This is a genomic window from Rhizobium sp. WYCCWR 11152 (assembly GCF_013087615.1).
Lineage (GTDB): Bacteria > Pseudomonadota > Alphaproteobacteria > Rhizobiales > Rhizobiaceae > Rhizobium > Rhizobium indicum.
The window spans coordinates 265,182-291,261 of the sequence record NZ_JABFCP010000006.1 but is presented as its reverse complement, the minus strand read 5'-3'; the positions used below and the strand labels follow the sequence as shown (position 1 = coordinate 291,261).

General features: G+C 55.5%; 26 protein-coding genes and 1 tRNA gene. 12 read left to right on the top strand and 15 right to left on the bottom strand.

Features of this window, described 5'->3' with window-relative positions; translation table 11 throughout:
- Positions 1–111 precede the first annotated feature (111 nt).
- Positions 112–423 (top strand): hypothetical protein, encoded by a 312-nt coding sequence (locus tag G9X67_RS07360; RefSeq protein ID WP_138330461.1) that lies wholly within the window; start codon positions 112–114, stop codon positions 421–423.
- A 1,232-nt stretch (positions 424–1,655) separates the two neighbouring features.
- Here G9X67_RS07360 and G9X67_RS07355 read toward each other — a convergent pair.
- The 5 genes from G9X67_RS07355 to G9X67_RS07335 all read right to left on the bottom strand — a co-directional run bounded on the left by G9X67_RS07355 (position 1,656) and on the right by G9X67_RS07335 (position 5,715).
- Positions 1,656–2,951, bottom strand: coding sequence for a PQQ-binding-like beta-propeller repeat protein (locus tag G9X67_RS07355; protein WP_171598427.1), 1,296 nt, complete (start codon positions 2,949–2,951; stop codon positions 1,656–1,658).
- On the bottom strand, positions 2,951–3,391 hold the full coding sequence (locus tag G9X67_RS07350; RefSeq protein WP_171598426.1) for a toll/interleukin-1 receptor domain-containing protein: 441 nt from the start codon (positions 3,389–3,391) through the stop codon (positions 2,951–2,953). The genes G9X67_RS07355 and G9X67_RS07350 overlap by 1 nt, the downstream gene beginning before the upstream one ends.
- A 256-nt stretch (positions 3,392–3,647) precedes the next feature.
- Positions 3,648–4,277 carry a hypothetical protein gene (locus G9X67_RS07345; RefSeq protein ID WP_171598425.1) on the bottom strand — a complete coding sequence of 210 codons (630 nt, stop codon included), beginning with the start codon at positions 4,275–4,277 and terminating at the stop codon, positions 3,648–3,650.
- Between the two features lie 54 nt (positions 4,278–4,331).
- Positions 4,332–5,213 carry a macro domain-containing protein gene (locus G9X67_RS07340; protein ID WP_171598424.1) on the bottom strand — a complete coding sequence of 294 codons (882 nt, stop codon included), beginning with the start codon at positions 5,211–5,213 and terminating at the stop codon, positions 4,332–4,334.
- A gap of 1 nt (position 5,214) precedes the next feature.
- Positions 5,215–5,715, bottom strand: coding sequence for a TIR domain-containing protein (locus tag G9X67_RS07335; protein WP_171598423.1), 501 nt, complete (start codon positions 5,713–5,715; stop codon positions 5,215–5,217).
- A gap of 1,030 nt (positions 5,716–6,745) precedes the next feature.
- Here G9X67_RS07335 and G9X67_RS07330 point away from each other — a divergent pair.
- Both G9X67_RS07330 and G9X67_RS07325 read left to right on the top strand, forming a co-directional pair.
- Positions 6,746–8,413, top strand: a complete 1,668-nt coding sequence (locus G9X67_RS07330) for a hypothetical protein (protein ID WP_171598422.1) — start codon at positions 6,746–6,748, stop codon at positions 8,411–8,413.
- A 336-nt stretch (positions 8,414–8,749) separates the two neighbouring features.
- A complete protein-coding gene (locus tag G9X67_RS07325; protein ID WP_171598421.1) occupies positions 8,750–9,307 on the top strand; it encodes a recombinase family protein in 558 nt (185 codons plus the stop codon).
- A gap of 904 nt (positions 9,308–10,211) precedes the next feature.
- Here G9X67_RS07325 and G9X67_RS07320 read toward each other — a convergent pair.
- The 4 genes from G9X67_RS07320 to G9X67_RS07305 form a co-directional block, all read right to left on the bottom strand.
- Positions 10,212–10,799 (bottom strand): thermonuclease family protein, encoded by a 588-nt coding sequence (locus tag G9X67_RS07320; RefSeq protein ID WP_171598420.1) that lies wholly within the window; start codon positions 10,797–10,799, stop codon positions 10,212–10,214.
- Positions 10,800–10,889: 90 nt separating this feature from the next.
- Positions 10,890–11,504 (bottom strand): hypothetical protein, encoded by a 615-nt coding sequence (locus tag G9X67_RS07315; RefSeq protein ID WP_171598419.1) that lies wholly within the window; start codon positions 11,502–11,504, stop codon positions 10,890–10,892.
- A 290-nt stretch (positions 11,505–11,794) separates the two neighbouring features.
- The gene (locus G9X67_RS07310; RefSeq protein ID WP_171598418.1) at positions 11,795–13,462 is read right to left on the bottom strand and encodes a site-specific integrase; all 1,668 of its coding nucleotides are present in this window, start codon (positions 13,460–13,462) and stop codon (positions 11,795–11,797) included.
- Positions 13,463–13,486: 24 nt separating this feature from the next.
- Positions 13,487–13,562, bottom strand: a tRNA-Ile gene (locus G9X67_RS07305).
- Positions 13,563–13,762: 200 nt separating this feature from the next.
- On the opposite strand from G9X67_RS07305, the gene G9X67_RS07300 reads away from it, so the two are divergent.
- On the top strand, positions 13,763–14,131 hold the full coding sequence (locus G9X67_RS07300; RefSeq protein ID WP_064651861.1) for a response regulator: 369 nt from the start codon (positions 13,763–13,765) through the stop codon (positions 14,129–14,131).
- Between the two features lie 119 nt (positions 14,132–14,250).
- On the opposite strand, the gene G9X67_RS07295 is transcribed toward G9X67_RS07300, so the two are convergent.
- The 3 genes from G9X67_RS07295 to G9X67_RS07285 all read right to left on the bottom strand — a co-directional run bounded on the left by G9X67_RS07295 (position 14,251) and on the right by G9X67_RS07285 (position 16,040).
- Positions 14,251–14,454: a hypothetical protein gene (locus tag G9X67_RS07295; RefSeq protein WP_138330462.1), complete on the bottom strand. Its 204-nt coding sequence runs from the start codon at positions 14,452–14,454 to the stop codon at positions 14,251–14,253.
- The gene (locus G9X67_RS07290) at positions 14,451–15,116 is read right to left on the bottom strand and encodes an acyl-homoserine-lactone synthase (RefSeq protein ID WP_003541559.1); all 666 of its coding nucleotides are present in this window, start codon (positions 15,114–15,116) and stop codon (positions 14,451–14,453) included. The genes G9X67_RS07295 and G9X67_RS07290 overlap by 4 nt, the downstream gene beginning before the upstream one ends.
- 198 nt (positions 15,117–15,314) lie before the next feature.
- Positions 15,315–16,040 carry a LuxR family transcriptional regulator gene (locus tag G9X67_RS07285; protein ID WP_138330463.1) on the bottom strand — a complete coding sequence of 242 codons (726 nt, stop codon included), beginning with the start codon at positions 16,038–16,040 and terminating at the stop codon, positions 15,315–15,317.
- 123 nt (positions 16,041–16,163) lie between these two features.
- On the opposite strand from G9X67_RS07285, the gene G9X67_RS07280 reads away from it, so the two are divergent.
- Together G9X67_RS07280 and G9X67_RS07275 are read left to right on the top strand one after the other, a co-directional pair.
- On the top strand, positions 16,164–16,358 hold the full coding sequence (locus G9X67_RS07280; RefSeq protein WP_003541553.1) for a hypothetical protein: 195 nt from the start codon (positions 16,164–16,166) through the stop codon (positions 16,356–16,358).
- A gap of 375 nt (positions 16,359–16,733) precedes the next feature.
- Positions 16,734–18,659 carry a DUF5054 domain-containing protein gene (locus tag G9X67_RS07275; RefSeq protein ID WP_138330464.1) on the top strand — a complete coding sequence of 642 codons (1,926 nt, stop codon included), beginning with the start codon at positions 16,734–16,736 and terminating at the stop codon, positions 18,657–18,659.
- 42 nt (positions 18,660–18,701) lie between these two features.
- Here G9X67_RS07275 and G9X67_RS07270 read toward each other — a convergent pair whose 3' ends face one another.
- A complete protein-coding gene (locus G9X67_RS07270) occupies positions 18,702–18,941 on the bottom strand; it encodes a DUF2934 domain-containing protein (RefSeq protein ID WP_138330465.1) in 240 nt (79 codons plus the stop codon).
- Positions 18,942–18,966: 25 nt separating this feature from the next.
- Positions 18,967–19,173, bottom strand: coding sequence for a hypothetical protein (locus G9X67_RS07265; RefSeq protein WP_129419795.1), 207 nt, complete (start codon positions 19,171–19,173; stop codon positions 18,967–18,969).
- A gap of 360 nt (positions 19,174–19,533) precedes the next feature.
- Between G9X67_RS07265 and G9X67_RS07260 the strand changes: the two genes are divergently transcribed.
- Complete coding sequence (locus G9X67_RS07260) at positions 19,534–19,917, top strand: hypothetical protein (protein ID WP_129419796.1); 384 nt, start codon at positions 19,534–19,536, stop codon at positions 19,915–19,917.
- 218 nt (positions 19,918–20,135) lie between these two features.
- The gene (locus tag G9X67_RS07255) at positions 20,136–20,549 is read left to right on the top strand and encodes a DUF4174 domain-containing protein (protein WP_138330466.1); all 414 of its coding nucleotides are present in this window, start codon (positions 20,136–20,138) and stop codon (positions 20,547–20,549) included.
- A 63-nt stretch (positions 20,550–20,612) separates the two neighbouring features.
- Here the strand turns inward: G9X67_RS07255 and G9X67_RS07250 are convergent, their stop codons facing one another.
- Positions 20,613–21,323 carry a GntR family transcriptional regulator gene (locus tag G9X67_RS07250; RefSeq protein ID WP_138330467.1) on the bottom strand — a complete coding sequence of 237 codons (711 nt, stop codon included), beginning with the start codon at positions 21,321–21,323 and terminating at the stop codon, positions 20,613–20,615.
- Between the two features lie 266 nt (positions 21,324–21,589).
- On the opposite strand from G9X67_RS07250, the gene G9X67_RS07245 reads away from it, so the two are divergent.
- From G9X67_RS07245 to G9X67_RS07230, 4 genes are all read left to right on the top strand, one after another.
- A complete protein-coding gene (locus G9X67_RS07245) occupies positions 21,590–22,678 on the top strand; it encodes an ABC transporter ATP-binding protein (protein WP_171598417.1) in 1,089 nt (362 codons plus the stop codon).
- Positions 22,679–22,732: 54 nt separating this feature from the next.
- Positions 22,733–24,031, top strand: coding sequence for a PotD/PotF family extracellular solute-binding protein (locus G9X67_RS07240; RefSeq protein ID WP_138330469.1), 1,299 nt, complete (start codon positions 22,733–22,735; stop codon positions 24,029–24,031).
- Positions 24,032–24,341: 310 nt separating this feature from the next.
- Positions 24,342–25,256 carry an ABC transporter permease gene (locus G9X67_RS07235; protein WP_027664196.1) on the top strand — a complete coding sequence of 305 codons (915 nt, stop codon included), beginning with the start codon at positions 24,342–24,344 and terminating at the stop codon, positions 25,254–25,256.
- Position 25,257: 1 nt separating this feature from the next.
- Positions 25,258–26,079 (top strand): ABC transporter permease, encoded by an 822-nt coding sequence (locus G9X67_RS07230; RefSeq protein WP_138330470.1) that lies wholly within the window; start codon positions 25,258–25,260, stop codon positions 26,077–26,079.
- Position 26,080: the final 1 nt, after the last annotated feature.

Genomic DNA, 26,080 nt, shown 5'->3' with positions numbered 1-26,080 from the left:
AAGGGGTCCTATTCACCCCGGTCGGCGCTATTTGGTCTGCGTGGGAATCGGTATCAAATGCGAAGGAGCTGGACATTGATGGCGGGCACCTTCGGCTTGACGGGAAATTAAATGAGCACGGCGTTTTCCTTTCTAGGTTGGTTTGCCACCATTTACATGGGTTGGAACCTGCTCACGTCTCTGTTCGTGCGAAGCCGAAGGACGTCCAAATTGAAGCGTGCCGGAATCGCCTTCCTTGTCCTAACCGCCTCGATCTTAATCAGCGGCATTTTGTTCGAAAACGATGCGCGGAATGAGGGCTTCGAAAGTGTGAACGATCGGCACGACGCAAATAGCGTCGGCATCTACGATCCTGCAGTTTGGAAGGCCGAGAAAGCGGCGGATCTGGAGAAGGCTCAGCGAGCAAAGAATGAGGCGGAGTGAGCTAAGCAGGTAGACTTGCCTGGCGGAACGGGCTGAGGAGCAGAGTTTGAACAGTCGGGGATTGATTTTTTGTATTGCCCTTGCGGCGCTTCTGGGGTGGTGATGGCTGATGAAATCGGGTTGGCGACGTACGGATCCTTTGAATGTCTCAACGGTTTCGGAGTGGTCCAGCCCCGGACTGATTTGGTGAACGTCTCCAGGCCGCGGATTACCGAGGAGCAGGAATTGGGGAACTCGCTACACACGGAGCTCAGAATCTCGCTGCCGATCGAGAACAAGGTGTCGGCCGATTTCCATTTCGCATCAGACTTTTTGTTCCTTAATAGCGCGGGCAGGCCACTTGCTGCTCTGAATGTCAGTCCACCGGATTTCCGCGTGGGCGGGGGCCAAAGTACTACGGTTAGCGGTATTACATCGGTCAGTCGCAGCGTAATGGAGCAGACGAGGCAACTATGCGTGCGTTGGTTTATTATGCAGCTTCCCAAAGACGACTAGTGAGCTAGCTATTTATACTCTGCTCCAAATCTCTCACCGCACGTCCAAGAAAAGCTGACTTCTACGTTCAGCCCGCGTCCGTCGTGAATTAAGCCAATGCGACAATAGGGGGCTTAGTGCGCCACCGAGAATCGCTAGTGTGCCTCCTATGATACGGGCAACAGAACCGGCCAAATGGCGACTGCGACGGGCGTGGCGTTCATAAGTCCAGCTTTGCAATAGCGTTAAAATTCTAGTTTGTGGCGCCCGCTAACATCAACGGCCAGGAACAAAGGGCTAACCACATGGCTAACCTCCCTGGCTAACCACTCCCTAAGTCCCTTGAAACAAGGGGAGAGTGGTGGGCCCGGAGGGAGCGCCCACCATCGCTCAAAAGCCTTAGTAGCCGGGCTTTTTAGGGTAGCTAGGGGACACGATGTCTCCCTTTTGTGTCAATCGCATCGCACAGGAAAGCAGAGCATGCAACGGACGAAGGTGTTCGCTCATGGAAACTACGGAAGCCTTTAAATGTTGCCGGCTACGTGATGCATTTCCTAAGATTTGGGCATGCAGTACAAGCGGCTCTTAGGCACGATGTCTCACCGCTGTGTGCATGTTTGTCAGGCGACGTAGCGCAACACGCCTGGGACGCCCTGCATGCTGCTACAGCACGCAAATAGGTGGAAGTACGGGAGGGGCGTCGCCAGCGACGCAAACTATCTTGTAAAACGCAGGTTTGAGACGTACCCGAATTCGATTTAGATGCTGTAGGCACGTAGTTGACCCGACACTCCGCCCACAATCAAAGTGTCATCAAATACAATGGGCGTCGCAGCCAGCCCTGAAACCAAAATCTCGCTTGGATTAGGGCCCGCCCTGTCAAGTCGAGATTCATGGGTGATTGGATTGGTTCCCTCCCAGCGATCTTCGCCAAAATGTCGTTTACGCACATAATAGCCGTCGTTACTCACGTATCGGCCGATCTCGACCGAAATAGAGTTGACGACTTTTAGTTTCGGGATGTCCACTTCATGAATAATCCCATTTACCCGTGGTACAAAAAGACGCCCAGTAGGTGAAAGAACGGGTGAAGCCCAGTTTTGTAGTAATCCTTCATCCAAACGCAACATCCACTCTCCTCGGCCAGTAGAAAGGGAGAATGCATGAACGCTGTCACTATACCCGAACGTCGAAATCAATAAATCTTTAAAGATAACTGGTAAAACTCTGGCATTGCCGTAGTCTCTGCGCTTCTTCGAAAGCGTCTTTACCGCTTTTGCATCCCAAATTTTTTCGCCCGTATCGACATCAATACAGCACAATGGTGGATGCTTATCATAAGTGTTCCGAATGTACGATACATATATTCTGCTCTCGCTTATCAAAAGAGACCCAATGCCTTTGATGCGCAGTAGATAGTTGCCTCCGCTTGAGGGTGGCGTATCCTTTAGTACGTGAAGGAAACGGGGGTGAGCTTCGCTTTCAGAGAGAGCCACCCTCATCAACTCTCCACTTTCGGATGCCAGAACGAACGTTCCAATGGCAGCAAGAGCGCGGCTAGTGGCGGGACTTGCCCGAAAATCGCCCCGCACTAGTCCGAAGTTCACAAAGAGCTTTTCCCTTGGCTTGTACAAGACTATTTCGCCTCCGTAGGACACCGAGACAAATACGTCCTCTAGATCTTGCTGAACCACCAGCGGAGTTCCGTAGAATGGGGTGTTTGATCGGTGTTGAGCCAGCAGCGAACCCGTCTCAAGATCTAGCGCAAAGATCTGTCCATTATCGGTGCCACCAACGACAACGTTGTTATACTCCAATATTCCATTAGCATCACCATCTGTATTGAATTTCCATATAATTTCCCCAGAAGTGATGTCTAAGCAGTAGACTCCGTCTGCTGAATCGTCACTGTTCCAAACACTTCCTGATGTGCTGCTAATTAAACGGTTGCCCTTGCGGATGAAGTTATTTCTATAGTGAAATGTTCCAATTTCGGTCGCCCACCGTTGCTTGGTGGTCCGGAAGATGGACGAAAGTGATTGAAGTGATACCATTACGCGGGTTCCTTGACGCGTTCAGCCAACCCTAGTGCGAATTCCTCGATATCTTCATCTGGGATTATATCCCATTGCAGGTCGCGGAGATTGATGTTCCCAACCGAAAGAGAGGGGACGTCACAGGACTCGATCAAGATCGGTAGTACAAGCACACTGTCGTCAGGCAGGTAATTCATTCTGTCGAGGGCGGTCCGAAACTCCACTTGTACATATCCTTTTTTTGCAACCGACCTCGGGGACAAAACCAAGATAATGTAATCAGCGTTGCTCAACTGGGCTTGAAGAACCGTCTGCCATTTATGACCGATCTGCAGCCCCTCATCCTTATGAGGCGCTGGAGGTTTGTCCATCCATGGCGATAACCCTTGAGCTTTCAGTGCTAGGAAAACCTTTTGCGCATACGCTGCATCTTCCTTGGCGTAAGATATGAAAATCATGCCGAAAACAGTCTGCTCATCACGGACGTGTGGATAGGAACATTTATGTACTTATAGTAATTCCTGCGAGGATTCTTGAAGCAATTAGTGCAGCCAATTCTCCCTGTTTCGGGTTTTGGTGGCGGCGACCGAGACACGATGTCTCCCTTTGCGTCTATGGTTTGCACACCGCGGTGCGGCATGCAACTGGCACGAGCGCCGGCACGCAGTGCTAGATGCGGATGCGAGTTCATCGAGGTTCTCTCAGCGCTCCTCTTCATCGATCTTGCCCTGCGTCAACTTTGCCTTGCTCCACGACCCGCCCGAGTAGTTCCATGTTAGGCTGACGATAAATAGGCTCTGATATGTCGGTTGAGGTACGGTATAGTTTCGCTCGAACAGGCAAGCCCATGCCGCCTTGGACAATTTCGAGGTTTAGGGGCAGGCGCTTTTCGTCAGACAGGCTCAACCGAAATTCAGCGAAGCCCCGCTTTTTCCCGTCCACGTAATCATAGGCCCAAACATCAAGTCCCTTAGAAGACCTCGAACCCTCCAAAAGGAGGTTATTGAAAATGTAACCTTTTTTTAGGCCCTCCGACTCAACCTCTCCTGTGACCATGCCGCCATAAACGCGCAATCTCATTCTTACAGGGCCATTCGGAGCAGTCGATAATGTCCTTTCGTCTTCGGTGGCATCGACCCAATCTTCAACGCTGCTAGTCCATTGACCCGTGTAATTTTGATCAAGGTTGAGCCAATCGACAACTTCTTGCTTGGTTTTGGGAGCTTCCACCATAAACGAATTAACCTTCGCAGGAACATCAAGAATACCCAGGAAGAGGGAAACGATCCAGCCAGAGGCTCCTATCAATAACGTTGTTATAGAAGGCCGTGAATTCTTAGCCATATGGGCAACCCATTCTTCGCTAACCTTATCAGTGCCAATGCGATTGTGTGAGTGCTAGACTTGGAGGCTCATTGCTAGATAATCCCGTATTTCAAAAAGATTCACAGCATGTTGGGTTGCATCTGAGGGATGTATGTAGATCACCAGCCGGTTGCTAAAGACACGCTCAGTGGATGCGTGGGCAAAAGATTGCGCTAGCCGTTCGATCATCTTGGTTCGAGAGAGCTGAATTCGTCCGCGCCCAGTCCCGATGATCGGCATCGCCACATCGGCCAGTTCGCCGCGCTCAGCGATATACACCCAAAGAGCTTCCACTGCGTCGTCGACCATCCGAACCGAAGACCGTGCATTTCCGTCTTCATTTAGCTCTGACATCGCTATGAAAAAGAATGTTTTGCCGTGGGCCTGGAGCTTAGCAATCGTTCCGATCGGATATCGTTTCTTCCTGCCTCTACCCGATGGATGGTCGAAGCACTCGACGCCTTTCAGCGATTCGGAAATTTGCCTGTCCATTTCCGCGGTATTACTATTGAAATAGCGGAACGCTAGCTGACCTTGCAAGCTATCGGGAGATATCAGGCCGCTAGCCATATCGGTATCGAACGTGGTGTTTGTGCTGATCACGACATTCGAGCACTTTGTTTCTAGCAAATCTCCAATAACTACTTCAATAGAGAAATCTCTTTTTGGTGTTTTGTATGATATCCGTGAAACTGGCCTTCGTGTTGCGACAGTTATTATCAACGATGTGGCCAGTATAGCAAATATAGTATATCTACTGTATTTGTCTTTTGTATACATGCTGAAGAAGTCCAGCATTTCAATGGCGAGATATATAGCACCAGAGATGGAGAAGACGCTTATCAATGCGCCCTTAGAGAACAGAGAGTAGCGCCAGAATGACAGAGTAAAAATCGATTTCCAGAAATAACGCAAATTAAAGCCCCAAATTCTTGTACGTCTGTTCTGTGTAATGATAGTTACCCGTCTTGCCTTCCGCTTTGAATGTTGCATGGCTGGCGGGCCAGTTTGCCATAGCGTGCTCAACAATTTTCACGCCAAAAGGAACATAAACTGCCAATTCATCGCGGATAGTAGGAGGGCATAGGTCGTCCCTTGATCGATTTCCGTTTAGGTTTACGCCAACGATTGGAAGCCCTAGACGAAGAGCAACTTCCATTTCCCATTTTACGAATTTGGTCAAATAGCGCGTATTGTCGCCGATCAGCACAACAAGAAGCTTGGAGTTCGCAAACCGCTCGCGCAGTTGCTTTTTAATGCTCTCTTCTTGGCTGCTATCTCTGGCCGTATTCAAGTCGTGAGCATTGTGGAAGTCGAAACTGAATTTTTCGTTTTCTGCCCACGCCGTCATAAGCCGGTAATGTTTCATATCTTTATCGCCATCAAAACAAATGTATGTTTTGTTGCGGTATGCCATCAGTTGCCTCCTATTCTCGAAACTGATCATGCGCTTCGCAATTTAACCGCGAATCGGATGTTCCTGCTATCCCGAAAGAGATTTTCCCCAAATAGTTTCTTCTGCTTTTCTGTTGGGGCCGCCTAGTTTCGCGTAACCGCGACGGCTCAGATACCTTAAAGGGTGTGATTGGCCGCCCGATCGCCGGTACTAGAAATTTTTGTGAAGGGGTATTTAAGGCCCTTCGCGCAGTCGTTTCCCCCATGGCATGCTACCGGTTTGATGCGCCTATATTCTCTCCCGGCAACGCGTACGATCTTTCCATGTCAGCCTTCACCACGATGGAGAGGGCATAAGGCCGGGGTAAGGGGAAAGTCGCAGGAGTATAGCTCAGCGTACAGAGCCAACGGCGCCTCAGCCTACGTACGTAGAGACGGCTACGAAACAACGCACATCCGAGATAATGGGCAGTATCTCTACGGCCCGATTGAACAGCGTCTTCTGTCATCAGGGGGCAGTTTTACAGGAACCATAGTTGCATACCTTGGTGGCGAGTGAGAGAGCTTCCACCACCCGCCTAAAACCTTGAATTGCTTGAATTCGGGCGGCGACGGAAACGCGATGTCTCCCTTTTGTGTCTCCACATTGCAGAGGGCACTAGATCATGCAACATGAACGAGTGCATGAAATGTGCCGTTCGAAGGGGCGATAGGTGGCAACGCATGTGGACACGGCCCTTGGCTGGCCATGTTTACTGGAAGTAGCTAGCGTTCTGAACTCATTCTTGGTGCCATGGATTGTTGGTGAGCGCGTGTTTTCGCCTTCGATCTCAGCATCATACTAGCTTGATAATCGACTGCCGTACTCCGATGCGCCGCCATTCAAAACAGGCTTATTGATGATATTAAGTCCGAAGCTTTTTAGTTCTTGGTTTCAGCAAACCAAACGGCAGCTAGGCTTCGGTCTTCGTTGGTGGATTTGGGTGCCGCTGTCTTTTGCTCTGGGGCTAATTTATTCAACTGGCCCTCTCGTACAACGATATCTGTTTGCATTGGCCACGAGCGATGAAACCTCAATCTATGGATCATCTTTCCAACGTGAGGTGGTGAGACTACCCAGGCTCGATGACTGGTTTGAGACAGCTATCGCGTGGCCGCATCCTTTTATTGGCCTAGTTGTGGTCTTGCTGGCAGTAAGATCATCTTCAATTAAGCAGATGTTCTTACGGCTATCACTGTTCGGCTTTGTAACGCTGATGCTGTTCGATCTTGGGTACGGCCTCTGGAACGGTGCGCTCTCAATTGCCAGTATATTTGAAAATATCGTCGCCAACTTCATAGGTGCTATCGGAGTCGCGGCTATTGCCATTCTGCTGGTTGAGCTCGCCGACTACGGATTTAGTTCATTTGAGTGGCCTACGTGGCCACGACGAGCTGTTGCAGGCTTTCTCGTTATGCTTGGCGGGGCGCTTGCTCTGTGTGTCATTTTCTACATTACAGATTTCTTTTACCGACCCCGCCCAGCTACCATTGATCTATTGGCCGAGTCACCCTCCGGTGGTTTCATAATCGCCAAGGCCGTGCCCAAAAGCGGACGCAAACTAGATACTCAGAATGGGGCCGCAACGACTGCTTTCTCTCCGTTGTCTCAGGTGGAAGAGAGTTCAAGCTTAAATTGGCGAGCGCCCAAAAATGGAAAAATCGAGTGGTCAACTAATGAGGACTTCACTACGTACAGTATTGAGGTGTCGTTGTTCGCCGGATGCGGGCCGACCGATGGAGTTCGAGAGCTTCCCCCCAGCGAATCCCCGTTAAAGATATCAGATATTCGTGCATTCTCACTTTCGCACGCTTGGGGGGCGTGGGACACAACGGTCACCGTTAGCGAGGGCAATGGCTCGACCGGACTGGAGGGTACGGATGCCTCCTTTTACAGCCTCGATCCCAGTGGAGATGGAAAGGGTATAGAGCTTCAGCAGGTGGTCGCGGACCACTCCCAGGTAACATATTCGGGAGGATCTGATTCGATAGAGTTATTCATGATCGCCCCGCCTACCAAGCCTGAAGAAGCAATGGAATCAGCGCCAGGTCTGCAATTCAGCGTGGACGGTAAAGAGTATGTAATTGGCCTTTCCGGTTCTGAGGCAGCCTTAGGTATTTCCTCCCAAAAGATTGCCTGTCGCGCTGTCCCAACCCGTCAAGCATTTCAATCCAAGGTTCTCGACTTAGGGAACTCTGTGCTGCTTGGGGTGAAGGTTGTGGTTTCCCCGAAACGCAAGTCTGATGGTATGCCGAATAATGTGATCACTCTCAACGGCGATAGTGGCTGGGTACGGGTAAAAGGCATCGATCCCAAAACGTTGAATACTGATGGTGCACGCATCGATATGATTTCGGTTTCAGGGAATTTGAGATCCGCAGCCATCAATGGAAGCGACCGGACACTTAAGACGGGTGACAGTTTCGCTGCAATCGGGGATTCACTTAAGGGCTCATTTGCATCGGGCCTACTGAGGGTTTCCGGAGAAGCGGATTTGCTTTGGGTGAATAGCGACCGTGCAAATCAAACAAAGTGGGAAAGCCTGCCGATAGAATACAAGATGCTTGTGCTTGCATTTCTGGGGTGGGTCTTAGTTTGGATTTCCCGCCGAGTGTCTGCGTTGGTTTCAAAGGGCGAGAGCCTTGCATGGTTAGAAGATGGTGCCAGACTGAACCCGTAGAGTGCAAATCGAACCTGACACTAGGTAAGGCCCCACAACTAGTGAAAGGCGCCTAATCTGACTGATAACTAATTGATGCCGCAGCCGTACGAGGGGTCTCGTTTGTCGGTAGTATCCTTGCTGCTCCCGAGGAGGCGAGGGTCCATATATCCGATTGGCTCGACCGGTTTCTTTGTACGGCATGCTTTGCGGACATTGCCACTACGGACAGTGGTAAGACTGCCTTACCGCGGCATCGTACATAAAGGTATACCTTTTCAGACAACACTCTTGACTGTACAGATAGAGTACACTAACAGTTCGTACACATCAGTCTTAAAGATAGGAGTACGAACTATGGGTGCAATTGTCGGCTATGCGCGGGTGTCAACTAGCCAGCAGGACCATTCCAGTCAGGTTGCGAGGCTGGAAGCAGCCGGAGCTACGAAGGTTTTTACTGAGAAGCGATCCGGCCTTGACGGTGAGCGTCCGGCATTGGCTGAATGCCTACGTTATCTGCGGGAAGGGGATACGCTGCTTGTGACCAAGCTTGATCGATTGGCCCGGTCCACGGCGGACCTGTACAAGATTGTGAGCGACATCGATAAGCGCGGGGTTTCATTCAAGGTACTGGACGACACCGCAATCGATACCAGCAGCCGAACCGGCAAACTTGTGATGGGTATACTGGCTTTGATCGCTGAGTTTGAAACCGACATCCGCAAGGAGCGGCAAATGGAAGGAATTGCCAGAGCCAAAGCCGAGGGCCGTGCAGGCGGTAGGCCGGCTCTTGTGACGGAGGAAGTTCGCACTAGGGTATTCGGTTTACGAGAGCAGGGCGTGAGCATCCGCAAAGTGGCCGAGGAAATTGGCTTCTCAAAGGCGACGGTTCAAAAAATCATTGAAAATCAATGAGGTATGAAGCGCTTCGATTAATTTGCTGGTGCCGGACCCTTTTAGGAATAAAGAGCCGAGTATCAGTTTCAGCAGATATACGAATGTATATATGAACAGTTAATAACAGTAGTATGTGCAGAATGCAATCCGGAAGATAATGCCATAGTAGATACTAAGGGCATTGATATAAGATATGATATTACATAGGTCGGAAATGTAGATATAACAAATAGATATCAATAGGTGTATGATCTAGATAATACTATAGATACATAAATATGATTGTGTAATAGGATATAATACATAGATATAACAATTGAATACACATAGATATCAATACCGGATTGAAGACAATGACGGCACCAGATGAAATATCTATTCGTTTTCAACGCCTACGATCATATCTGTGGACTGTGCATTCCACTGGCCATGTCGGTCGCACAGCCATGCCGACTGGTTCATAATCAAGGGGCTACATATATAGCATACCAGCTCCCGGCATGAGGTACGCAGTGTATTAACTGGACCAGTTTTGAGTACGAGCAGGCTTATGATAAAGTAACGCGCAAGACTTTAAGTCCGGATATCCAATACGAGATCGATGTATGGCATCAGAAGTACAGCGAAGTCTTAGTATTTAATCGCGGTCTTCGCATTTAGATTGTCGATTTCATAAGTTCGGTTGGATCGATTGCTTTCCGATGCTGCCTCTTTCGGCCGCAGAGGCCCGCCAGGGCGCAAACTGGGGGCGGAATAGGCGATGGTGCCTCGACGGCCAGATGCCTCCCTGCGGTCAAATGTGGGAATTTTCGGCATCGCTAAAATTGAGGCATAGATTTGATAACGTTCAATATTCCCGTACGCTGAACCGATAAGATCGCCTTGTTTTAACGTCTGTTCGCCCCGCCTGTATCTAGTGCTATCAGCACCACGGTTGCCTTCGCCCTTTCCAAGTCCGGGCCAAACCTTCCGATACGAGAATGTCGCCAAGGGACCGTCCATCCCGTACAAGTACCCGGAGTTTGCGCCCGTACTTGTCTTCGTCACGTCCCGGCCATGCCTGCATCTGGAACGGCCCAGCGTTCACCAGTTCCATCAGGCGAACGGTTGCACGATCCCCAAGCGCCTTCTCGGCTGCACAACGAGGCTCGTTGACTTCCGGTGTGTCTATGTCGGCAACACGGATTTTAACACCGTTGCTCCAAAGCGTATCGCCATCCACAATGCAGTGGACGCGTACGGTCCCGATGCAATGCTTGTAGGTCACGCCGGGCGTTGCAGCTCGCACATAAACCTGCTGAGCCGCCTGCTGCCTTCCTCCGAAGAACGCAATGATATGGCTGCTGGGCGTCGAAGTGTTTGCAACGCCCGCATCGTCGCTGATGAAGCGTGCAGCACTCACCCCGACACCAAAGCTGACGACCATTGCAATCGCAACAAGCTTTGGAAACGAGCGCCCCCTGGTAGTCTGCTTAGGCTGTCGCCGCTTGAACTGCACAACCGTTGACATCAAAAGCGATCTCCCTCCATGTACTCAGTACAGGCAGTTTGTGTAGGGCTGCCTAATTGGATCGCTGCAATTCTACGTGGCGCTGATGTTTTAAGCTTGTATTGCCGCCCGTAATTGGTCTGGCTCGTTTCGGCGACGCTTCGCCTTCACATAATCCCAGTAGCTGAGGCCGAACGCGTTCACATGCATCGCCTCGATGTTGAAACGCAGAACTTGTCCAAGCATCAGGGCAGCGGCCGTTTCGTCCGATTTCACGTCGGCAACGATCTCCTCATAGTACGTCGAAAGCTGCTCTTCCGTAATCTCTTCGCCTGTATCGTCTCGGTGCATGGCTCTAATGTATGATCGCAAAGTCTCGAAGCTATTGGCCCGTCGAACTTCGGCAGACAGCAGATCGCGAACGCCTTTTACAGCCAGTTCGTAATCCCCGCGTTGCAAGTTGCGTCCACATTGCTCTCGGAGATATTTACCAAGACTTACGATGAAGGACTGTTGCGCGGCTCCGTCAAGCCGATGTTCTAGAAGCCGTGCAGCTTCCTCCGGCATTGGATCGGAGCCTGTGGCGTACAACGAGAGGATTTCGTTGATGTGGTGGACAGCAAACGTTTTAATCCATTGACGCTCCGACGCGGACGTTGCGTCACGGTTCCTGTAGAGCCAATAGATACAGCCGATGATAACCAGAAGTGTGACGATCCCTAACATACAGCCCCCGTATGGAAGGGCGGTAGGCGCGGTACGTCCCCGCGAAAAGCCCTTCGATCTCTGGTGATCGGGGAGTTAGTAACCGCAAGACACGGCCCTACGGCCTTTAGTTCAGAGAACCTGTTGCATACGCCGCAGGCTCCCCGACCATAGGTCGAAGAGTGGTGCCAATTCAGTGGCACGCAGTCCTAGTCTTGAGGGGTTACTACGCCCCGAAGCCGCACGTACGGCTCCGAGGTTTGTTTCTCGTATTCAGGAATCCGTGTCAATCCTAATGGCCAGGCATGTTTTTATGCTGGTATGCTGTAGTCGAGCTTCTGCATTGCCTCGCTGCGCTGCTGGAGTGTGAAGCCTTCCTTGAAATACTGCCGATGTGTCATGCCATCCTGCTCGTGGCCGATGATCGACTTAACCAATGGGTCGGCGATGCCAGCTTGCAATAATCGCGTGTTAACCGTGTGCCGCAGGCTGTGGAAAACACGCGTTTTGGATTTCAGCCCGAGTTGTACAAGGAGCCTGTCATTGAACCATCGGCTTTGCTGGCGTCCCCATCCGTTCTTCGGATCGTACGTGAAGTCTGGGAAAAGCTTGGTGGCTCTGTTGTCGGCCATCTCCCGTACGTAATCGAGAAGACCGGCCCCAATGAGCTCGCTGTGAATCGGCACCAGACGGCGGGCGGCGGACGTTTTCAGGCTCTTGCGGTCGCCTTCCTCGTTAATATCGAACACCGGTACGCCATCCTGTTCCCGAATGTCTTTGAGATGCAATTGTGCGATCTCGCCAAGACGGGCACCCGTATAGATGCCTATGAGCGTGGCCCACTTCTGATACGGCTTCGTAACCAGACCATGTTCATTGTGCAGGACGGTCCGCAATATCAGCCGGATCTGGTCATCTGTATAAGCGTCCCGCTCGCCGTCCTTGTTCTTCTTGGTCTGTTTGACAGTGAGCCCGGAGAAAAAGTTCTCGCTGATATGATGGTTCTTCTTCGCCCACTCGAATAGCTCGTGGTAGGTTTGCAGGTACTTGTTGATCGTCGCGACCTGTATGATCTCGATGCCGGGAAGATTGAGAACATCGGCCAACGGCTTGCCTCTTGTCAGTGGGTTCTTGGCACGGTTACGGGGATAGGCAAGCAGGGTCTCCTTAACCCGCTTGGCCTCCATAGATGTTAGCGTTCGTACGTCCGTATCGCCGCCAAGGATTTCTTCCAGCAGTTTGATATGGTCCGCTTTCTCGATGACTGTCTTTGCCGCCCATGCGTTCCCGCGCTGCCTTTCCTTGCTATAGGCGGCGGCAACATCGGTGATGCTCATTCCCGCTGTGATCGCGGTCTTGGCCGTGGAGCCGGCACGCAACGGTGCTTCTTCAAAGTCATACCGCTGCAATGACTTATCATAGGTAAGAACCGCCTTCACGAAGCCATGGTAGGAGAGCTTCATTTCTCGATCTAGCCAGCCGTATTCCGAACTGCCCTCCTGTATGTCGAGGTCGTACTTCTCGATAAAGCGGGCTAGAAGTTCGTCGTCGGATTGCACGAGGGAGAGCGGAGTATCTGTTTTCCTCGCCTGCTTGGCGACACGCTTGTTGGTCTCGTAAATCTGCCGGTCAAGCTCGCTCAAAGGGCCGGTTTCACTCATTTCGGCCTTGGCTGCATCAAGCAACTGGCGGAAATGCTCAGTTAGTACGTTTCTCAGATCCTCGTGCCGCATGCCGTATGCAATTCCATGGTCGTTCAATTGTTCGCCTATCTGGATCATAGGACGGGACAAGCGCAATGCTTTTCGTGGGTCACGGGTCTGTAGAGAAAGCTTGAGTGTGGAAGCTTTTTTCTGTGGATGTAGCTGTTTCGGGATTGGCCAGCGAATGTAGAAAACGCCGCAGCGCGACTTCACCAAATAGGCAGGAATGAACAACCCAATGTCTCCCTTGGATGTCTCCCCAAGAAAAACCGGCATCTAAGTCTCTGATTTTAAACGGAATGGTGGGCCCGGAGGGACTCGAACCCCCAACCAAGCGGTTATGAGCCGCCGGCTCTAACCATTGAGCTACAGGCCCTGGCGCCGGGTATCCGGCGCTTGGGTGCCGGGGCAATGGTTCCCGCAGCACGGGTTCCGCTCTAACGCAAATCCGGAGGAGCCACAAGCGGGCAGCGCAAGCATCTGTGGACGATGCATATTTCGTAGGCAGCCACTGGAACCTTCTCGCGCGGGCTACACTTATTCAAGTCACATTCCGCATGAAGAGGGCGATCGCAGATGGTGGCTTTGAACAGTGCCGTGGTGCTCATCGTGGAGGACGAGCCGCTGATCCGGTTCAATATCCTCGATGTGCTGGAGGAGGTCGGCCATGTGGCGCTGGAGGCGGCGAATGCCGACGAAGCTCTGGTGGTGCTGAAGGGCAGGCAGGATGTCGATATCCTGTTCACCGACGTCAACATGGCGGGTTCGATGGACGGCCTCCAGCTTGCCAATCGGGTGCGGGCGATGCGGCCGAATATCGGCATCATCATCACCTCCGGCATGGTGCGGCTCGATCCGATGGCGCTGCCCGCCAATACCGCCTTCCTGCCGAAGCCCTACATGCACGACACGCTGATTTCGACCATCAATTCCCTGATGACGTAACGGCAATGCCCTGATGAGGTGACAGGGGCGCGCAGCCGCAAAACGGGGACTGTTTTTGCGGCTGCGCGCGAGGCGCCGGGAGACATGCTCGTCTTCAGGCGGCGGAGGGGAACCGGCCCTCAGCTGAAGCTGCTCCTCAGCGCCTCATTCTCGTGATGGGCCTTCTTCTCGTAGATCGTAAACAGCGCCATCGAGAGGAGATAGGAGAGGAAGGGATCCCCTATCTGCGTGGCGATGTCGCGGGATGCGAGAACATGGCGCTCCAGCGCGCCGATATCCTTCTGAATTGCAGTCTGCGTGGTGGTTTCAGCGAGGCGGTTCATGCTGCCATCTCCAGGAATTGGGTCACGACCGAGCGGGCCGGCACGTGCCTGACATAAAGGGGTAGGGTGAGGCCGAGGGCGGCGCGCATCTTGCGCAGCACGCGGTCCGATACTTCGAAGGCGCCGCAGCAGACGGGGTATTTGCCGTAACCGTCTGCTCGGCCAAGTTCTTCCACTTCGGCGCCGGCGCGCTTGTAGACGCGCTTGAGGTAGGGCTCGTAATTGGAAATCATCGTATGGATGCCGTGATCGAGCGCGCATTCGCAAAGCGCAAGCAGCATCATGGAGAAGGCGCGACCGGCATCGACATTGGAGAAATCCTTGGCGATCGCCTCCTCGTCGATGCACATACGCGTGCCTTCCCAGATGCCGGGGGCGATAAGATTGGCGGCATCGGGAAACGTCTCTCTGAAGACGTCGTAGAGAAGTGTCGGGCCTGTCGTCGGCATCAGGCGCATGCCGCCATAAAGGCGGGTGCGGCTGTCGTTGCACCAGACGAGATAGGCGGGAGCGAGCGAATCGTAGCTGTCGCGTTCGTAAGGGCCGATGACCGGGACATCCCAGCCGAGCGTATCGGCGAAGACCTTCTTGCGCAGGCGAAACATCTGGTCGAGTACGGCAGCGTATTTCTGATACTCATGTGCCTGAATGATAACGAACATTTTGCCCTCCAGCGTTTTCAAGTTCGTGGAAAGCAGAATGGTTCATGCGGGCCGGATCGGAAATTCCCTCAGATGGGCCCCCCCAGATGAGGGGGGCAGAGCATGTCGCGCAAAACTGTGCAGCGGTTTTGCGATAACGACATGCGTAAAAACAAAGAGCTAAAGCGCGAAGAGCGAATCTGAAGATCGCGACGCGCTTTACGGATTGATTATGCGCAATTGAACGGCCCGGGAGGCGGCCGCCGAAATGGTGGCGCATCCAAGCTTGAAGCGGGCGGTCTTCAGATAATCGCGCGTGGTGTGTTCCGATATCCCGAGGATCACCGAAATATCCTTGTAATCCTTGCCGAGCGCCGTCCAGTGCAGACACTCGATTTCGCGCGGCGACAATGACGGCACGGGATCGTTCTCGCCATGCAGCTCGTAGACGGCCTTGCGGTGGATGAGATGGGCGATCTCGATCCATTCGTTGCGGCAGCGGCGGACGAGTTCGGTCCATTGTTCGACTGGTATGCGGGCATTTAGCGACAGGAGGGCGCGGCGCTGCGCCTTGTCGGCGACGGGAATGGAGTAGCCGTTGCCGCCGATGCCGTGCTTCTGGGCGTCGACCAGCATGGCATAGGCTTCCGGCGTCGGCTCGACCTCGCTCCAGTCGAAGGGCAGCTGGCGTTCGAAGCCCTGCTTGACGATCGGGTCGACCTTCACATAGCTGTTCAGGAGGTAGCGGGAGACCCAGGCATCCGGGTAGGTGGTGCGCACGAAGGGCGAATCGATCTTGCTCGCGATCGTCTGGGCGAGATGGTAGGTGACGAAATCGAGGCCATATTCAGCCTGGAGAATGCGGATGGCGGCATCCACATTGGCTGCAGCCTTGATCTGTTCGAAAGCGGACTCGAACTTTTCGCTGTAGGTATTCTCAATCATTTCCACTGCCCCAATCCCCTCAATCCTACCGCGAGGGCCGTCACAAATACAAGGCATCCCCACATATGCGGGGAATGACAATCTTGGCCCCATCTGCTAGCGCCTTCCATGAGGAGGCCTCATATGGACAGCAAGAGACCATTCGAGATTGCCGAATGCCAACAGGCCGCCAAGGGCCTGAAATCCAGCTGGCAGGACATGGCCGGCTCCGAAGCGCTGATCCGCGCGCTCGTTGCCGAGCGCAACGGCGACACGCCGTTGGCGCTGTTCTGGACCGAGGTTCACCGGGCGCTCTGCCAGGAAACCAACGCCTTCTGACAATCAGCCTTGCGGAAGAACGGCTCAGGCTTTTTCTCCTTGGCTCAACAACGCACCCCGGGCGAGACGGCCAGGAAATCCCGCCGCCTTTCTATATAATTATCGATGAACACGTCTTCATTCTTGTCGCGATTCGATTCTACGATGAAAGTGCCGGACGGCGACGTTTCCGAATTCATGGTTAAGAAATCCCGTTCATTTCATTGATCTGTGCCAAAATCGCTTGACGGCGCGTTTGCGGCGGGAGCAATGGTGTTTGTGGAAACGGTTACACTCCGATGGCCTATGGCAGCGCTGACTGCAGAAACGTTTCGGATGGCATCCCCGATCTGTGAAATGGCCCGATGTGTGAAATGGCCTGATGTGTGAAATGGAATGACTGAAAAGCGCGTGCATCTGGTCTTCAAGACCCATCTCGATATCGGCTTCACCGACCATGCCGAGAAAGTCCGCCGGCAATATCACGAGCGCTTCATTCCGCAGGCGATCGAGACGGCCAAGCATTTTCATGCCGAAGATCCCGATGAGCCGAAATTCATCTGGACGACGGGCGCCTGGCTGATCTTTGACCATTTGAATTCTCGCTCGGCGGGAGAGGTCGCAGCGCTGGAACAGGCGATCGAGCGCGGGCTGATCCGCTGGCACGGCCTGCCGTTCACCACCCATACGGAGCTGATGTCGCCGGACCTTTTCCGGGCCGGGCTTTCCTATTCGCAGGAGCTCGACCGCCGCTTCGGCAAGACGACGATCGCGGCGAAGATGACCGATGTGCCCGGCCATACGCTCGGCATGGTGCCGCTGCTTGCCGAGGCAGGCATCCGCTTCCTGCATCTCGGCGTCAATACAGCCTCACCGCCGCCTGATGTGCCCGACATCTTCCGCTGGCGGGCGCCAGGCGGCGAAGAGGTGGTCGTCATGTACCAGCGCTCCTATGGCGAGACCTGTTTCCCAGACGGTTTCGAGGACGGGCTAAGCTTTGCCCATACCAACGACAATATCGGGCCGCAGAGCGTGCCGCAGACGGCCGAGGCCTATCGCGAATTACGCGCCCGTGAGCCGGATGCGATCATCCGCGCGGCGACGCTCGAGGATTACGGCGCCATTCTCTGGAGGGAGCGTGAGCGTTTCCCTGTTGTCGAGCTGGAACTCGGCGACAGCTGGATCCATGGCAGCGGCAGCGATCCGGTGAAGACGGCGCGGTTTCTCGCGCTGCAGCGGCTCTACGACCGCTTCGCGGCGGATGGGCTCGACGCGCGACGTCTCGCCTTCGGGCGCGGACTGGCGATGGTGGCCGAACATACCTGCGGCGTCGATATCAAATCCTATTTGCGCGACGATAAGGCGTGGTCGCGGGCCGATTTCGAGGCCGCACGCCGATCCGATTATCGCTTCGCCTATACCGAAGCCTCATGGGACGAGCAGCGGGCCTACCTCGACCAGGCGGTCTCGCAGCTCAACGAGACGGACCGGAAGGCAGCGCAGAGCGTACTTGCCGAATTTGCCACGCCTGCCGTCATCAAGGGCGGTGGGCGGGAGCTGCGCCTGCAGACCGGTGGCTGGTCGATCGCGCTCGACGGTGCGAGCGGCGATGTGGCCGAAATTACCTCTCCCTCCGGCCGGACGATCTCCGGCTGCGACGGCTCGCTGATCGCCTATCGATATGAGAGCTACGATGCCGGCGACGTTATCAGGCACATGGAGACCTACCTGACCCATCGCCAGGAATGGGCAGTGCTCGACCATGACAAGCCGGGGCTTGCCCGGTCGGGGGCCGCACTTTCGAAGGTGTTTCTGCCGGCGCTGGAAGCGACGCAAGAGGCGGGCATCCTTCTCTCGATGCAGGCCGAGGCCGTGCAGAATTATGGCGCGCCGCCGCATGTGATGCTGCATTTCACCGCCGAGGGCGATCGCCTCGACCTCAGCCTGACATTGCATGACAAGCCGGCCAACCGCATGCCGGAGGCAAGCTTTCTTTCCTTCACGCCTGATGGTGCCGGGGACTGGAATTTCCGCAAGATGGGCCTCTGGCACCGATCTGGGAATATTGTGACAAGCGGCGGGGGACAATTGCAGGCGGTGACATCAGCACGCGGTGATCTTGCCGATGGCCCGCTGACGATCGAAACCTTCGATGCGCCGCTGGTTGCGCCGCAAAGCTCGGATTTCATGACGTTTTGCAGGACGCTGCCGGATTTTACCGCCGGCATCCGCTTCAATCTGCACAACAATAAGTGGGGAACCAATTTCCCCATGTGGTGGCAGGGAGATTTTCAGGCGCGCTTCCGGCTCAGGCTCGATTGAGCCGCTCGATCCGCAAGCGGCCCGGCCGATGTGAGAAAAGATTCAGCCGACGTTTGCGGTTCGGTTGAACCAACCGGCGCGTGGCGCTTCGGGCCGCTGCGGCTTGGGGCGAAACTTCACCAGCACCTCGCGGCCATCGGAGGAGGCCTGCGTGCGCTCCAGCGCGTCGCGTTCGGCAACTGCCTGGCGCCAGTGCTCGTCGTCGCGCCCATTTGGCCGGCCGCGTTCCTCCCAAATCGCGTAAGCTCTTTTGCTGATCCATTCGTGGCGTCTGTCGCTCATCTATCCATTCCATTCATCAAAATTGTTATTCGGCAATTCTGTCCTGCAGAACCGGCGGCCGGCGCTTGGCTGCCATCAGCAGGTCGAGTTCGATCGAGGAGGGCCCGAAACGGGTAAACAGGCTTTCTGCCTGCTCGCCGCGCAGGCCATATTTGGAGGCGAATTCGTCAAGGCTATAGGGGCGGCCGCGCAGGATCTTGCTTCGGCGCTCCGGTTCACGGATTTGCGTCATTGGTGATAACCCCAGTGTGTTTTGCGAATGTGAGAACAAAACAAATTACAAAGACAAAAGTTCCGTGAATTATCAGGGTTTTTTCGCCTCGCCGTGCCATTCCGGAGCGATCTCAGGCGGATGGCATAGATTTTTAAGGCTGGTGTGCGCGGAGAAAATTTCGTCTAAAACACGCAAGAATATCAGCGTGTTATGGAATTCGCTTCCGCGGCGGCGGATAAATGGGCTTTACCCCGGCGCGTTACTCTATAGAATCAATAGTGTTATTCGGTTCGCAGGGGCAGCAAAACGTTCCGTTTCCCGCGTTGGCGCGACCGATACCGGAGGACTTTGGCTTCAACCCATCAAGAGGAGACAGACATGATGAATGCACTGCCGCCACTTCATGACGGCCACGCGCCGTTCAACCTCCAGCAGCTGTTTCGTGAAGCGCTCTATGCCTTCGAGGAATGGGACAGCGAATTGACCGAACCGATCGTGACCCACGAAGGACGGGTCATCCCCATCAGCTTCGTTTTCGAAGCCATGCGCGAATGCACCGACATCGTGCCGATGAACATCGTCGGCGCCGTCACCGAACGGCTGACCAAGCCGTGGGAGGGCGAAGGCCCGCTCGACCAGATGACCTTCTCGACGGCGGCGCGTGTCATGCGCGTCCTGGTGCGCAAGCGACTTCTCGTCACTGGGGCTGCGGATCTCGTTGCCGTTTCGGCCCACGCGTCCGAAGACCAGGGCCGCGACTGATAGGTGAGGATCGCGGCCATGGCTGCGATCCTTTTCCGCTTTTTGGCGGAACCTCGCTCATTCCCAGCCGTTTAATTCGGCAGGCACAGCCCGCTACTACAGCGCCCTTTTCGAGAGTCGCAAAGGGCGCTGTAGCACTTTGAATTGCTGCATAATCTATCCTTAAATCGATCCCGATCTAAGAGTTATGCAGTGGTGACGGGCGAGGAATGAGCACCATGCTAAAATCTATTGTTCATGAAATCATGGGTACACCCAGGCGTGAGCCTGAGCTTCCGCAATCGCTCGAGCAGTTTCGCGACAGGAAGCGGGTGCTGATCATCTTCGCCGATGCGCAAGATGACAGCGCGCTCATCCAGGACGGATGGCTGCGGAAGGCGCATATGCGCTTGATCGAGGAAGACGTCGAGGTGTTCAGCATTGCCGGCGGCGGCGCGTTTGCGCTATTCGACGATGACTGGGAACTCGATGCCGACGATATTCGCGATCGCCTGCAGGGACCGCCATCCGGCGAGTTCGGGCTGATCCTGATCGGACGCGATGGAACCGTTAAGCTGCGCTCGAGCGAGCCGATGAGCGCCGAGGATATCTTCGCGGCTTTTGAGATGTTGCCGAAGAAGACGCCTTGGTAGTGTTTCGAGAGTCCGTTGGAAGCGGCGGGCGGTGGAGCATCTGCGCCCGCAACCTTTGCATGTTCAGAGTTCGAAGGCTTCCTTGAGGCCGAGGCTCTTTCGTTCGCGCAGGTCAAGATCGGCCTCGATATGGGCGATGTGATGCAGCATCAGCTGGCAGGCGCGATCGAGTTCGTCGGCTTCGATGGCCGAGATAATGTCACCATGTTCGGAATGGCCGCAGCTCGATGCGGTCGACTGCCCGTAGAGCGCAATCACCAGCGACGAGCGGGCGACGAGTTCCTCCATGAAGCGCTGCATGATCGAATTTCCTGATATGACCGCCAGCATCAGATGAAAATCGCCCGATGCCTTGATTTCAGCGCGGCGCGCGGTCTGGCCACGCTCGCTCATCAGGCGACCTTCTTCCAGCAGAAGCTGCCGCAGATGAGTAATATCGTCAGGCGTGATCCGCGCCGCTGCCTCGCGCAATATGCCTGGTTCGACCAAGCGGCGGGCGGAAAAGATCTGGCGAGCCTCTTCCGGCGAGGGATAGGCGACGAAGGCGCCGCGGTTTTTCTCGACGCTGACGAGGCCTTCATAGGAGAGCGCCTGCAGGGCGGCGCGGGCAAGCGTGCGGCTGACGTTGAAGAGATTGCCGACATCGCTTTCCGAAAGCTTGGTGCCGGGCGAGAGCCTGCGCTCGACGATCGCTTCGCGAATGGCATCGCGGATCTGTTGCGCGCCGGTATCTGTGGAGTCTTCGGCCTGCTGAGCCTTGGCGGCGGATTTCATGAAATTTACTTCCTGATGGTCGGCAAACCATATCCGGCTTCGCGCCAAAGTTAAACAGAATTTGTGCCCGAAACAGCGGCCTGATTGTATACGATGTTTTGCACAAATTGAGCACGATAGCCTAAATCATGTGCAGATAGCGACGCGCCTATAATTTGCTCTCTTAACTGCAGTTTTGATAAAATCGTTATTTCGCAATGGCTTGCTGCAGGCAACGGAGTCTGGCACGGCAGATGCATCGTCTTTTCCAAACAGGGGAAGGCATGATGTCGAAAGCGGCAGAGATCGATGTAGTATCCGTTTCGAAGGTCTATGGCGCGACGACGGCGGTCCATGCGATCAGCCTGAAGATCCCCGCCGGCTCCTATTGCTGCTTCCTCGGCCCGTCGGGCTGCGGCAAGACTTCGACGCTGCGCATGATCGCCGGCCACGAGAGCATTTCGTCGGGCGATATCCGTCTCGGCAATGTCGTCGTTACCGATTTTCCGCCGGCCAGGCGCGGCACGGCGATGATGTTCCAGTCCTACGCGCTCTTCCCGCATCTCGATTTGATCGACAACGTCGCCTTCAGCCTGAAGATGAAAGGCGTCGATAAGCAGGAGCGGCAGGCCAAGGCACTCGAGATGCTCAAGCTGATGCAGATGGAGGCCTATGCCAACAGGCGTCCGGCCCAGCTTTCCGGCGGCCAGCAACAGCGCGTGGCGCTGGCGCGCGCGCTGATCACCGATCCGGAAGCGCTGCTGCTCGACGAGCCGCTATCGGCGCTCGATCCGTTCCTGAAGATCCGCATGCGCGCCGAACTCAAGAAACTGCAGAAGTCGCTCGGCATCACCTTCGTGCACGTCACCCACAGCCAGGAAGAGGCGATGGCGCTCGCCGACGTCATCGTCATCATGAATGACGGCCGGATCGAGCAGGCGGCAGCCCCGCGCGAAGTCTTCGAGCGGCCGGCGACGGCCTTCGTCGCGCGGTTCATGGGCGACCACAACGTGTTGTCCGGCCGGGTGACCTCGAGCGAGAACGGCGTGCTCGTCATGACCGTGCCTGAGGGGCAGAGTTTTTCCGTGCGCGGAACGGGCAGGGAAGTCGGCGAGCCCGTCGACATCGGCATCCGCACCGATCGCGTGCGCCTGCAGGTGGCGACCGAGTGGACACTCGGCTTCGACGGCATCGTCTCCAACATCGAATATCGCGGCTCTTCCGTGAAAATCACCGTTATCGGCGCCGGCAGCGACGACTTCACCGTCATTGCCGAGGACGGCGACTATTTCGCCCGGCCGGTCGCCGTCGGCGATGCCGTTTCGCTCAGTTGGGCGCTGGAGGATGCCGTGCTTCTCGGCCGCTCTTCCGCATGAGCCATCACCATCAAGAACACTGAACCTTCCATATCCAAGAAAAGGGGAACTGACATGACGACTGAAACGACATCGACCAAGGCGGAGAAGGGTCTTTCCCGCCGCACGCTGCTGAAGACGGGTGCTGCCGCCGTCGGCGCCATCGCCGGCTCCGGCGCCATCACCGGCTTTCCCACCATCTGGGCGCAGACGAACATCACGCTTCGCCAGTTCGGCACCGGCGTTTCGAACATCAATGCCATTGCCGAGAAGTGCAAAGCCGATCTCGGCATCACGCTGGAGATGACGGCGACCGATTCAGACGCCGCCGCCCAGCGCGCCGTCACCCAGCCTGACAGCTACGACATTGCCGACATCGAATACTGGATCGCCAAGAAGGTGTTCCCGACCGGCGTCATGCAGCCGATGGACGTCAAGAAGCTGAAATATTACGACAAGATCGTGCCGCTGTTCATCAACGGCAAGCTGAAGGCAGACAGTGTCATCGCCCAAGGCACGGCGCCGCACACGGTCGGCTTCGTCGAAGCGCAGGATTCCAAGAAGTTCGCCAAGGAGGCGACGCAGTGGATGACAATGGTTCCGACCATCTACAATGCCGACACGCTCGGCATCCGTCCTGATCTCACTGGCCGTCCGATCACCAGCTGGGCGGACATTCTCGATCCGGCCTTCAAGGGCAAGACCGCGATCCTCAATATCCCGTCGATCGGCATCATGGATGCGGCGATGATCATGGAAGCCTCCGGCAAGATCAAATATGCCGACAAGGGCAACATGACGAAGGAAGAAATCGACAAGACGATCGAATTCCTCATCAAGGCCAAGGGTGACGGCCAGTTCCGTGCCTTCTGGAAGTCGTTCGACGAAAGCGTCAACCTGATGGCCTCGGGCGAAGTCGTCATCCAGTCGATGTGGTCGCCGGCCGTCGCCGCCGTCCGCTCGAAGGGCATCGCCTGCACCTTCCAGCCGCTCAAGGAAGGCTACCGCGCCTGGGGCGGCGGTCTTGGCCTTGCCTCGCACCTCAAGGGCGCGCAGCTCGATGCCGCCTATGAATACATCAACTGGTACACATCGGGTTGGGTCGGCGGCTACCTCAACCGCCAGGGCTATTATTCCGCCTGCATGGACACTGCCAAGCAATTCATGTCGGCCGACGAATGGGGCTACTGGATCGAGGGCAAGCCGGCTGCCGGCGACATCCTGTCTCCCGAGGGCAAGGTCATGGAAAAGGCCGGCGCCGTTCGCGACGGCGGCTCCTTCGAAGCCCGCATGGGTGCTGTCGCCTGCTGGAACTCCGTCATGGACGAGGACCGCTATATGGTCCGCCGCTGGAACGAGTTCATCGCAGCCTGACCCACGTCGAGAGGGCGGAGAGCCACTGTCTTTCGCGATGCTCAAGACGTCGCTTCGCTCCGCCCCCCTCAACCGACCCTTCGGGCCACCTTCTCCCCGCTGGGGAGAAGAGGGAGTCCGTGGCCGCGTCGTTAGACAAAATCAAGGTTCGCGGTGGCCTAGGCGCTGCCGCGAATCTCTTCTCCCCAGCGGGGGTCCGAAGGACGGGACGAGACCAGTGGCTCGACCCAGGCAAAGGTGCCGGCAGGCGGATGAGGGGGCGGCACGCACCGTCGTTCCACTTGACGCAATCAGAACGGAGAACCGGATCATGGCGACCATCGCAGCGGAAACGGAGGAGGATGGCCAGGGCGCGCGCGGCGGGCGTGGACTGAAGCTTTCCCCATCGGCGATATCCTATCTCCAGGCGACGCCGCTGTTCGTCATTCTCGGCTTGTTCTTCCTGCTGCCGATCGCCATGATCGCGGTCGTCAGCTTCTGGGACTACGATTTTGCCGGTCTCTATCCCGATTTCCTGACGATGAACTACACCGACACGCTCGGTTCGTGGGTGACGTGGAAGATCTATCTCAACACGCTGAAATTCACCGCGATCGTCTGGGCGCTGACGCTCGTCATCGGTTTCTGGGTCGCCTATTTCCTGGCCTTCCACATCCGCAAGACGTCGACGCAGATGATCCTCTTTCTTGTCTGCACCGTGCCGTTCATGACGTCGAACATCATCCGCATGATTTCGTGGATCCCGGTGCTTGGGCGCAACGGCCTCGTCAACTCGACGCTGATCAAGATGGGCATCATCCCGCAGCCGATCGAATGGCTGCTCTATTCCGATTTCGCCGTCGTGCTCGCCATGGTGCATCTCTACACGCTGTTCATGGTGACGCCGATCTTCAACACGCTGATGCGCATCGACCGGTCGCTGTTCGAGGCGGCGCGCGATGCCGGCGCCTCCGGCTGGCAGGTGCTTTGGAACGTCGTCATCCCGCTTGCCAAACCCGGCATGGCGATCGGTACGATCTTCGTCGTGACGCTTGTGATGGCTGACTTTTCGACGGTGCAGGTGATGTCCGGCGGACAGAGCGCCTCGGTGGCGCTGATGATGAAGAACCAGATGTCGCTGCTGCAATATCCGGCCGCTGCCGCCAACGCCGTGGTGCTGCTTGCGGTGGTGCTGTTGATGGTCGCGGCCATCCTGCGTGTCGTCGATATCCGCAAGGAGCTTTGAGATGAACCACGAAAAACGCGGCCTGGAATTCTACCTGCTGGCGATCTTCTTCATCATCTTCGTGCTGTTCCTCTACGGCCCGCTTTCTGCAATCCTGATCCTCTCCTTCCAGGGGCCGGATGGCGGCCTGACTTTCCCGATGAACGGCGTTTCCACCCACTGGTTCTTCAATCTGTTCGAGAAGCAGGCCGTCGGCGATTTCGGCGCCTCGTTCCGCCGCTCCTTCACCCTCGGGCTGATGGTGATGGCGGTGACCGTTGTAGTCTCGCTGCTCGCTGGCCTTGCCTTCCGGCGCCGTTTCCGAGGTTCGACCGCGCTGTTCTATGCCACGGTCGCAAGCCTCGTCGTGCCGTCGATCATCATCTCGCTCGGCATCGGCGTCGTCTTCCAGGAGGGAGGGCTGAAGCCCGCCTGGTATTCGTCGGCCTTCGGCGCGCATCTGACCTGGACACTGCCGTTCGGCGTGCTGATCATGTTTGCCGTCTTCAACCGCTTCTCGCCGGCCTATGAAGAGGCGGCGCGCGACCTTGGCGCGAGCTCCTGGCAGACGTTCCGCCATGTCGTGCTGCCGATGATCGCGCCGAGCCTCGTCGGCGTCGGCCTGTTCGGCTTCACGCTCTCCTACGACGAATTCGCCCGCACGCTGATGACATCAGGCACCTACAATACGCTGCCGCTCGAAATCTACGGCATGACCACCAATGTCACGACGCCGGTGCTCTATGCGCTCGGCACGGTGACGACGCTGTTTTCCTTCACCATCATTCTCATCGCGCTCGGCATCATGACGATGCTCAGCCGGCGGCAGGCAAAGATAAACTGAC

Coding starts and splice junctions, on each gene's coding strand:
- G9X67_RS07360 (WP_138330461.1), top strand. CDS start 112: ATGAGCACGGCGTTTTCCTTTCTAGGTTGGTTTGCCACCATTTACATG.
- G9X67_RS07355 (WP_171598427.1), bottom strand. CDS start 2,951: ATGGTATCACTTCAATCACTTTCGTCCATCTTCCGGACCACCAAGCAA.
- G9X67_RS07350 (WP_171598426.1), bottom strand. CDS start 3,391: ATGATTTTCATATCTTACGCCAAGGAAGATGCAGCGTATGCGCAAAAG.
- G9X67_RS07345 (WP_171598425.1), bottom strand. CDS start 4,277: ATGGCTAAGAATTCACGGCCTTCTATAACAACGTTATTGATAGGAGCC.
- G9X67_RS07335 (WP_171598423.1), bottom strand. CDS start 5,715: ATGGCATACCGCAACAAAACATACATTTGTTTTGATGGCGATAAAGAT.
- G9X67_RS07325 (WP_171598421.1), top strand. CDS start 8,750: ATGGGTGCAATTGTCGGCTATGCGCGGGTGTCAACTAGCCAGCAGGAC.
- G9X67_RS07320 (WP_171598420.1), bottom strand. CDS start 10,799: ATGTCAACGGTTGTGCAGTTCAAGCGGCGACAGCCTAAGCAGACTACC.
- G9X67_RS07315 (WP_171598419.1), bottom strand. CDS start 11,504: ATGTTAGGGATCGTCACACTTCTGGTTATCATCGGCTGTATCTATTGG.
- G9X67_RS07310 (WP_171598418.1), bottom strand. CDS start 13,462: ATGCCGGTTTTTCTTGGGGAGACATCCAAGGGAGACATTGGGTTGTTC.
- G9X67_RS07300 (WP_064651861.1), top strand. CDS start 13,763: ATGGTGGCTTTGAACAGTGCCGTGGTGCTCATCGTGGAGGACGAGCCG.
- G9X67_RS07295 (WP_138330462.1), bottom strand. CDS start 14,454: ATGAACCGCCTCGCTGAAACCACCACGCAGACTGCAATTCAGAAGGAT.
- G9X67_RS07290 (WP_003541559.1), bottom strand. CDS start 15,116: ATGTTCGTTATCATTCAGGCACATGAGTATCAGAAATACGCTGCCGTA.
- G9X67_RS07285 (WP_138330463.1), bottom strand. CDS start 16,040: ATGATTGAGAATACCTACAGCGAAAAGTTCGAGTCCGCTTTCGAACAG.
- G9X67_RS07280 (WP_003541553.1), top strand. CDS start 16,164: ATGGACAGCAAGAGACCATTCGAGATTGCCGAATGCCAACAGGCCGCC.
- G9X67_RS07275 (WP_138330464.1), top strand. CDS start 16,734: ATGACTGAAAAGCGCGTGCATCTGGTCTTCAAGACCCATCTCGATATC.
- G9X67_RS07270 (WP_138330465.1), bottom strand. CDS start 18,941: ATGAGCGACAGACGCCACGAATGGATCAGCAAAAGAGCTTACGCGATT.
- G9X67_RS07265 (WP_129419795.1), bottom strand. CDS start 19,173: ATGACGCAAATCCGTGAACCGGAGCGCCGAAGCAAGATCCTGCGCGGC.
- G9X67_RS07260 (WP_129419796.1), top strand. CDS start 19,534: ATGATGAATGCACTGCCGCCACTTCATGACGGCCACGCGCCGTTCAAC.
- G9X67_RS07255 (WP_138330466.1), top strand. CDS start 20,136: ATGCTAAAATCTATTGTTCATGAAATCATGGGTACACCCAGGCGTGAG.
- G9X67_RS07250 (WP_138330467.1), bottom strand. CDS start 21,323: ATGAAATCCGCCGCCAAGGCTCAGCAGGCCGAAGACTCCACAGATACC.
- G9X67_RS07245 (WP_171598417.1), top strand. CDS start 21,590: ATGTCGAAAGCGGCAGAGATCGATGTAGTATCCGTTTCGAAGGTCTAT.
- G9X67_RS07240 (WP_138330469.1), top strand. CDS start 22,733: ATGACGACTGAAACGACATCGACCAAGGCGGAGAAGGGTCTTTCCCGC.
- G9X67_RS07235 (WP_027664196.1), top strand. CDS start 24,342: ATGGCGACCATCGCAGCGGAAACGGAGGAGGATGGCCAGGGCGCGCGC.
- G9X67_RS07230 (WP_138330470.1), top strand. CDS start 25,258: ATGAACCACGAAAAACGCGGCCTGGAATTCTACCTGCTGGCGATCTTC.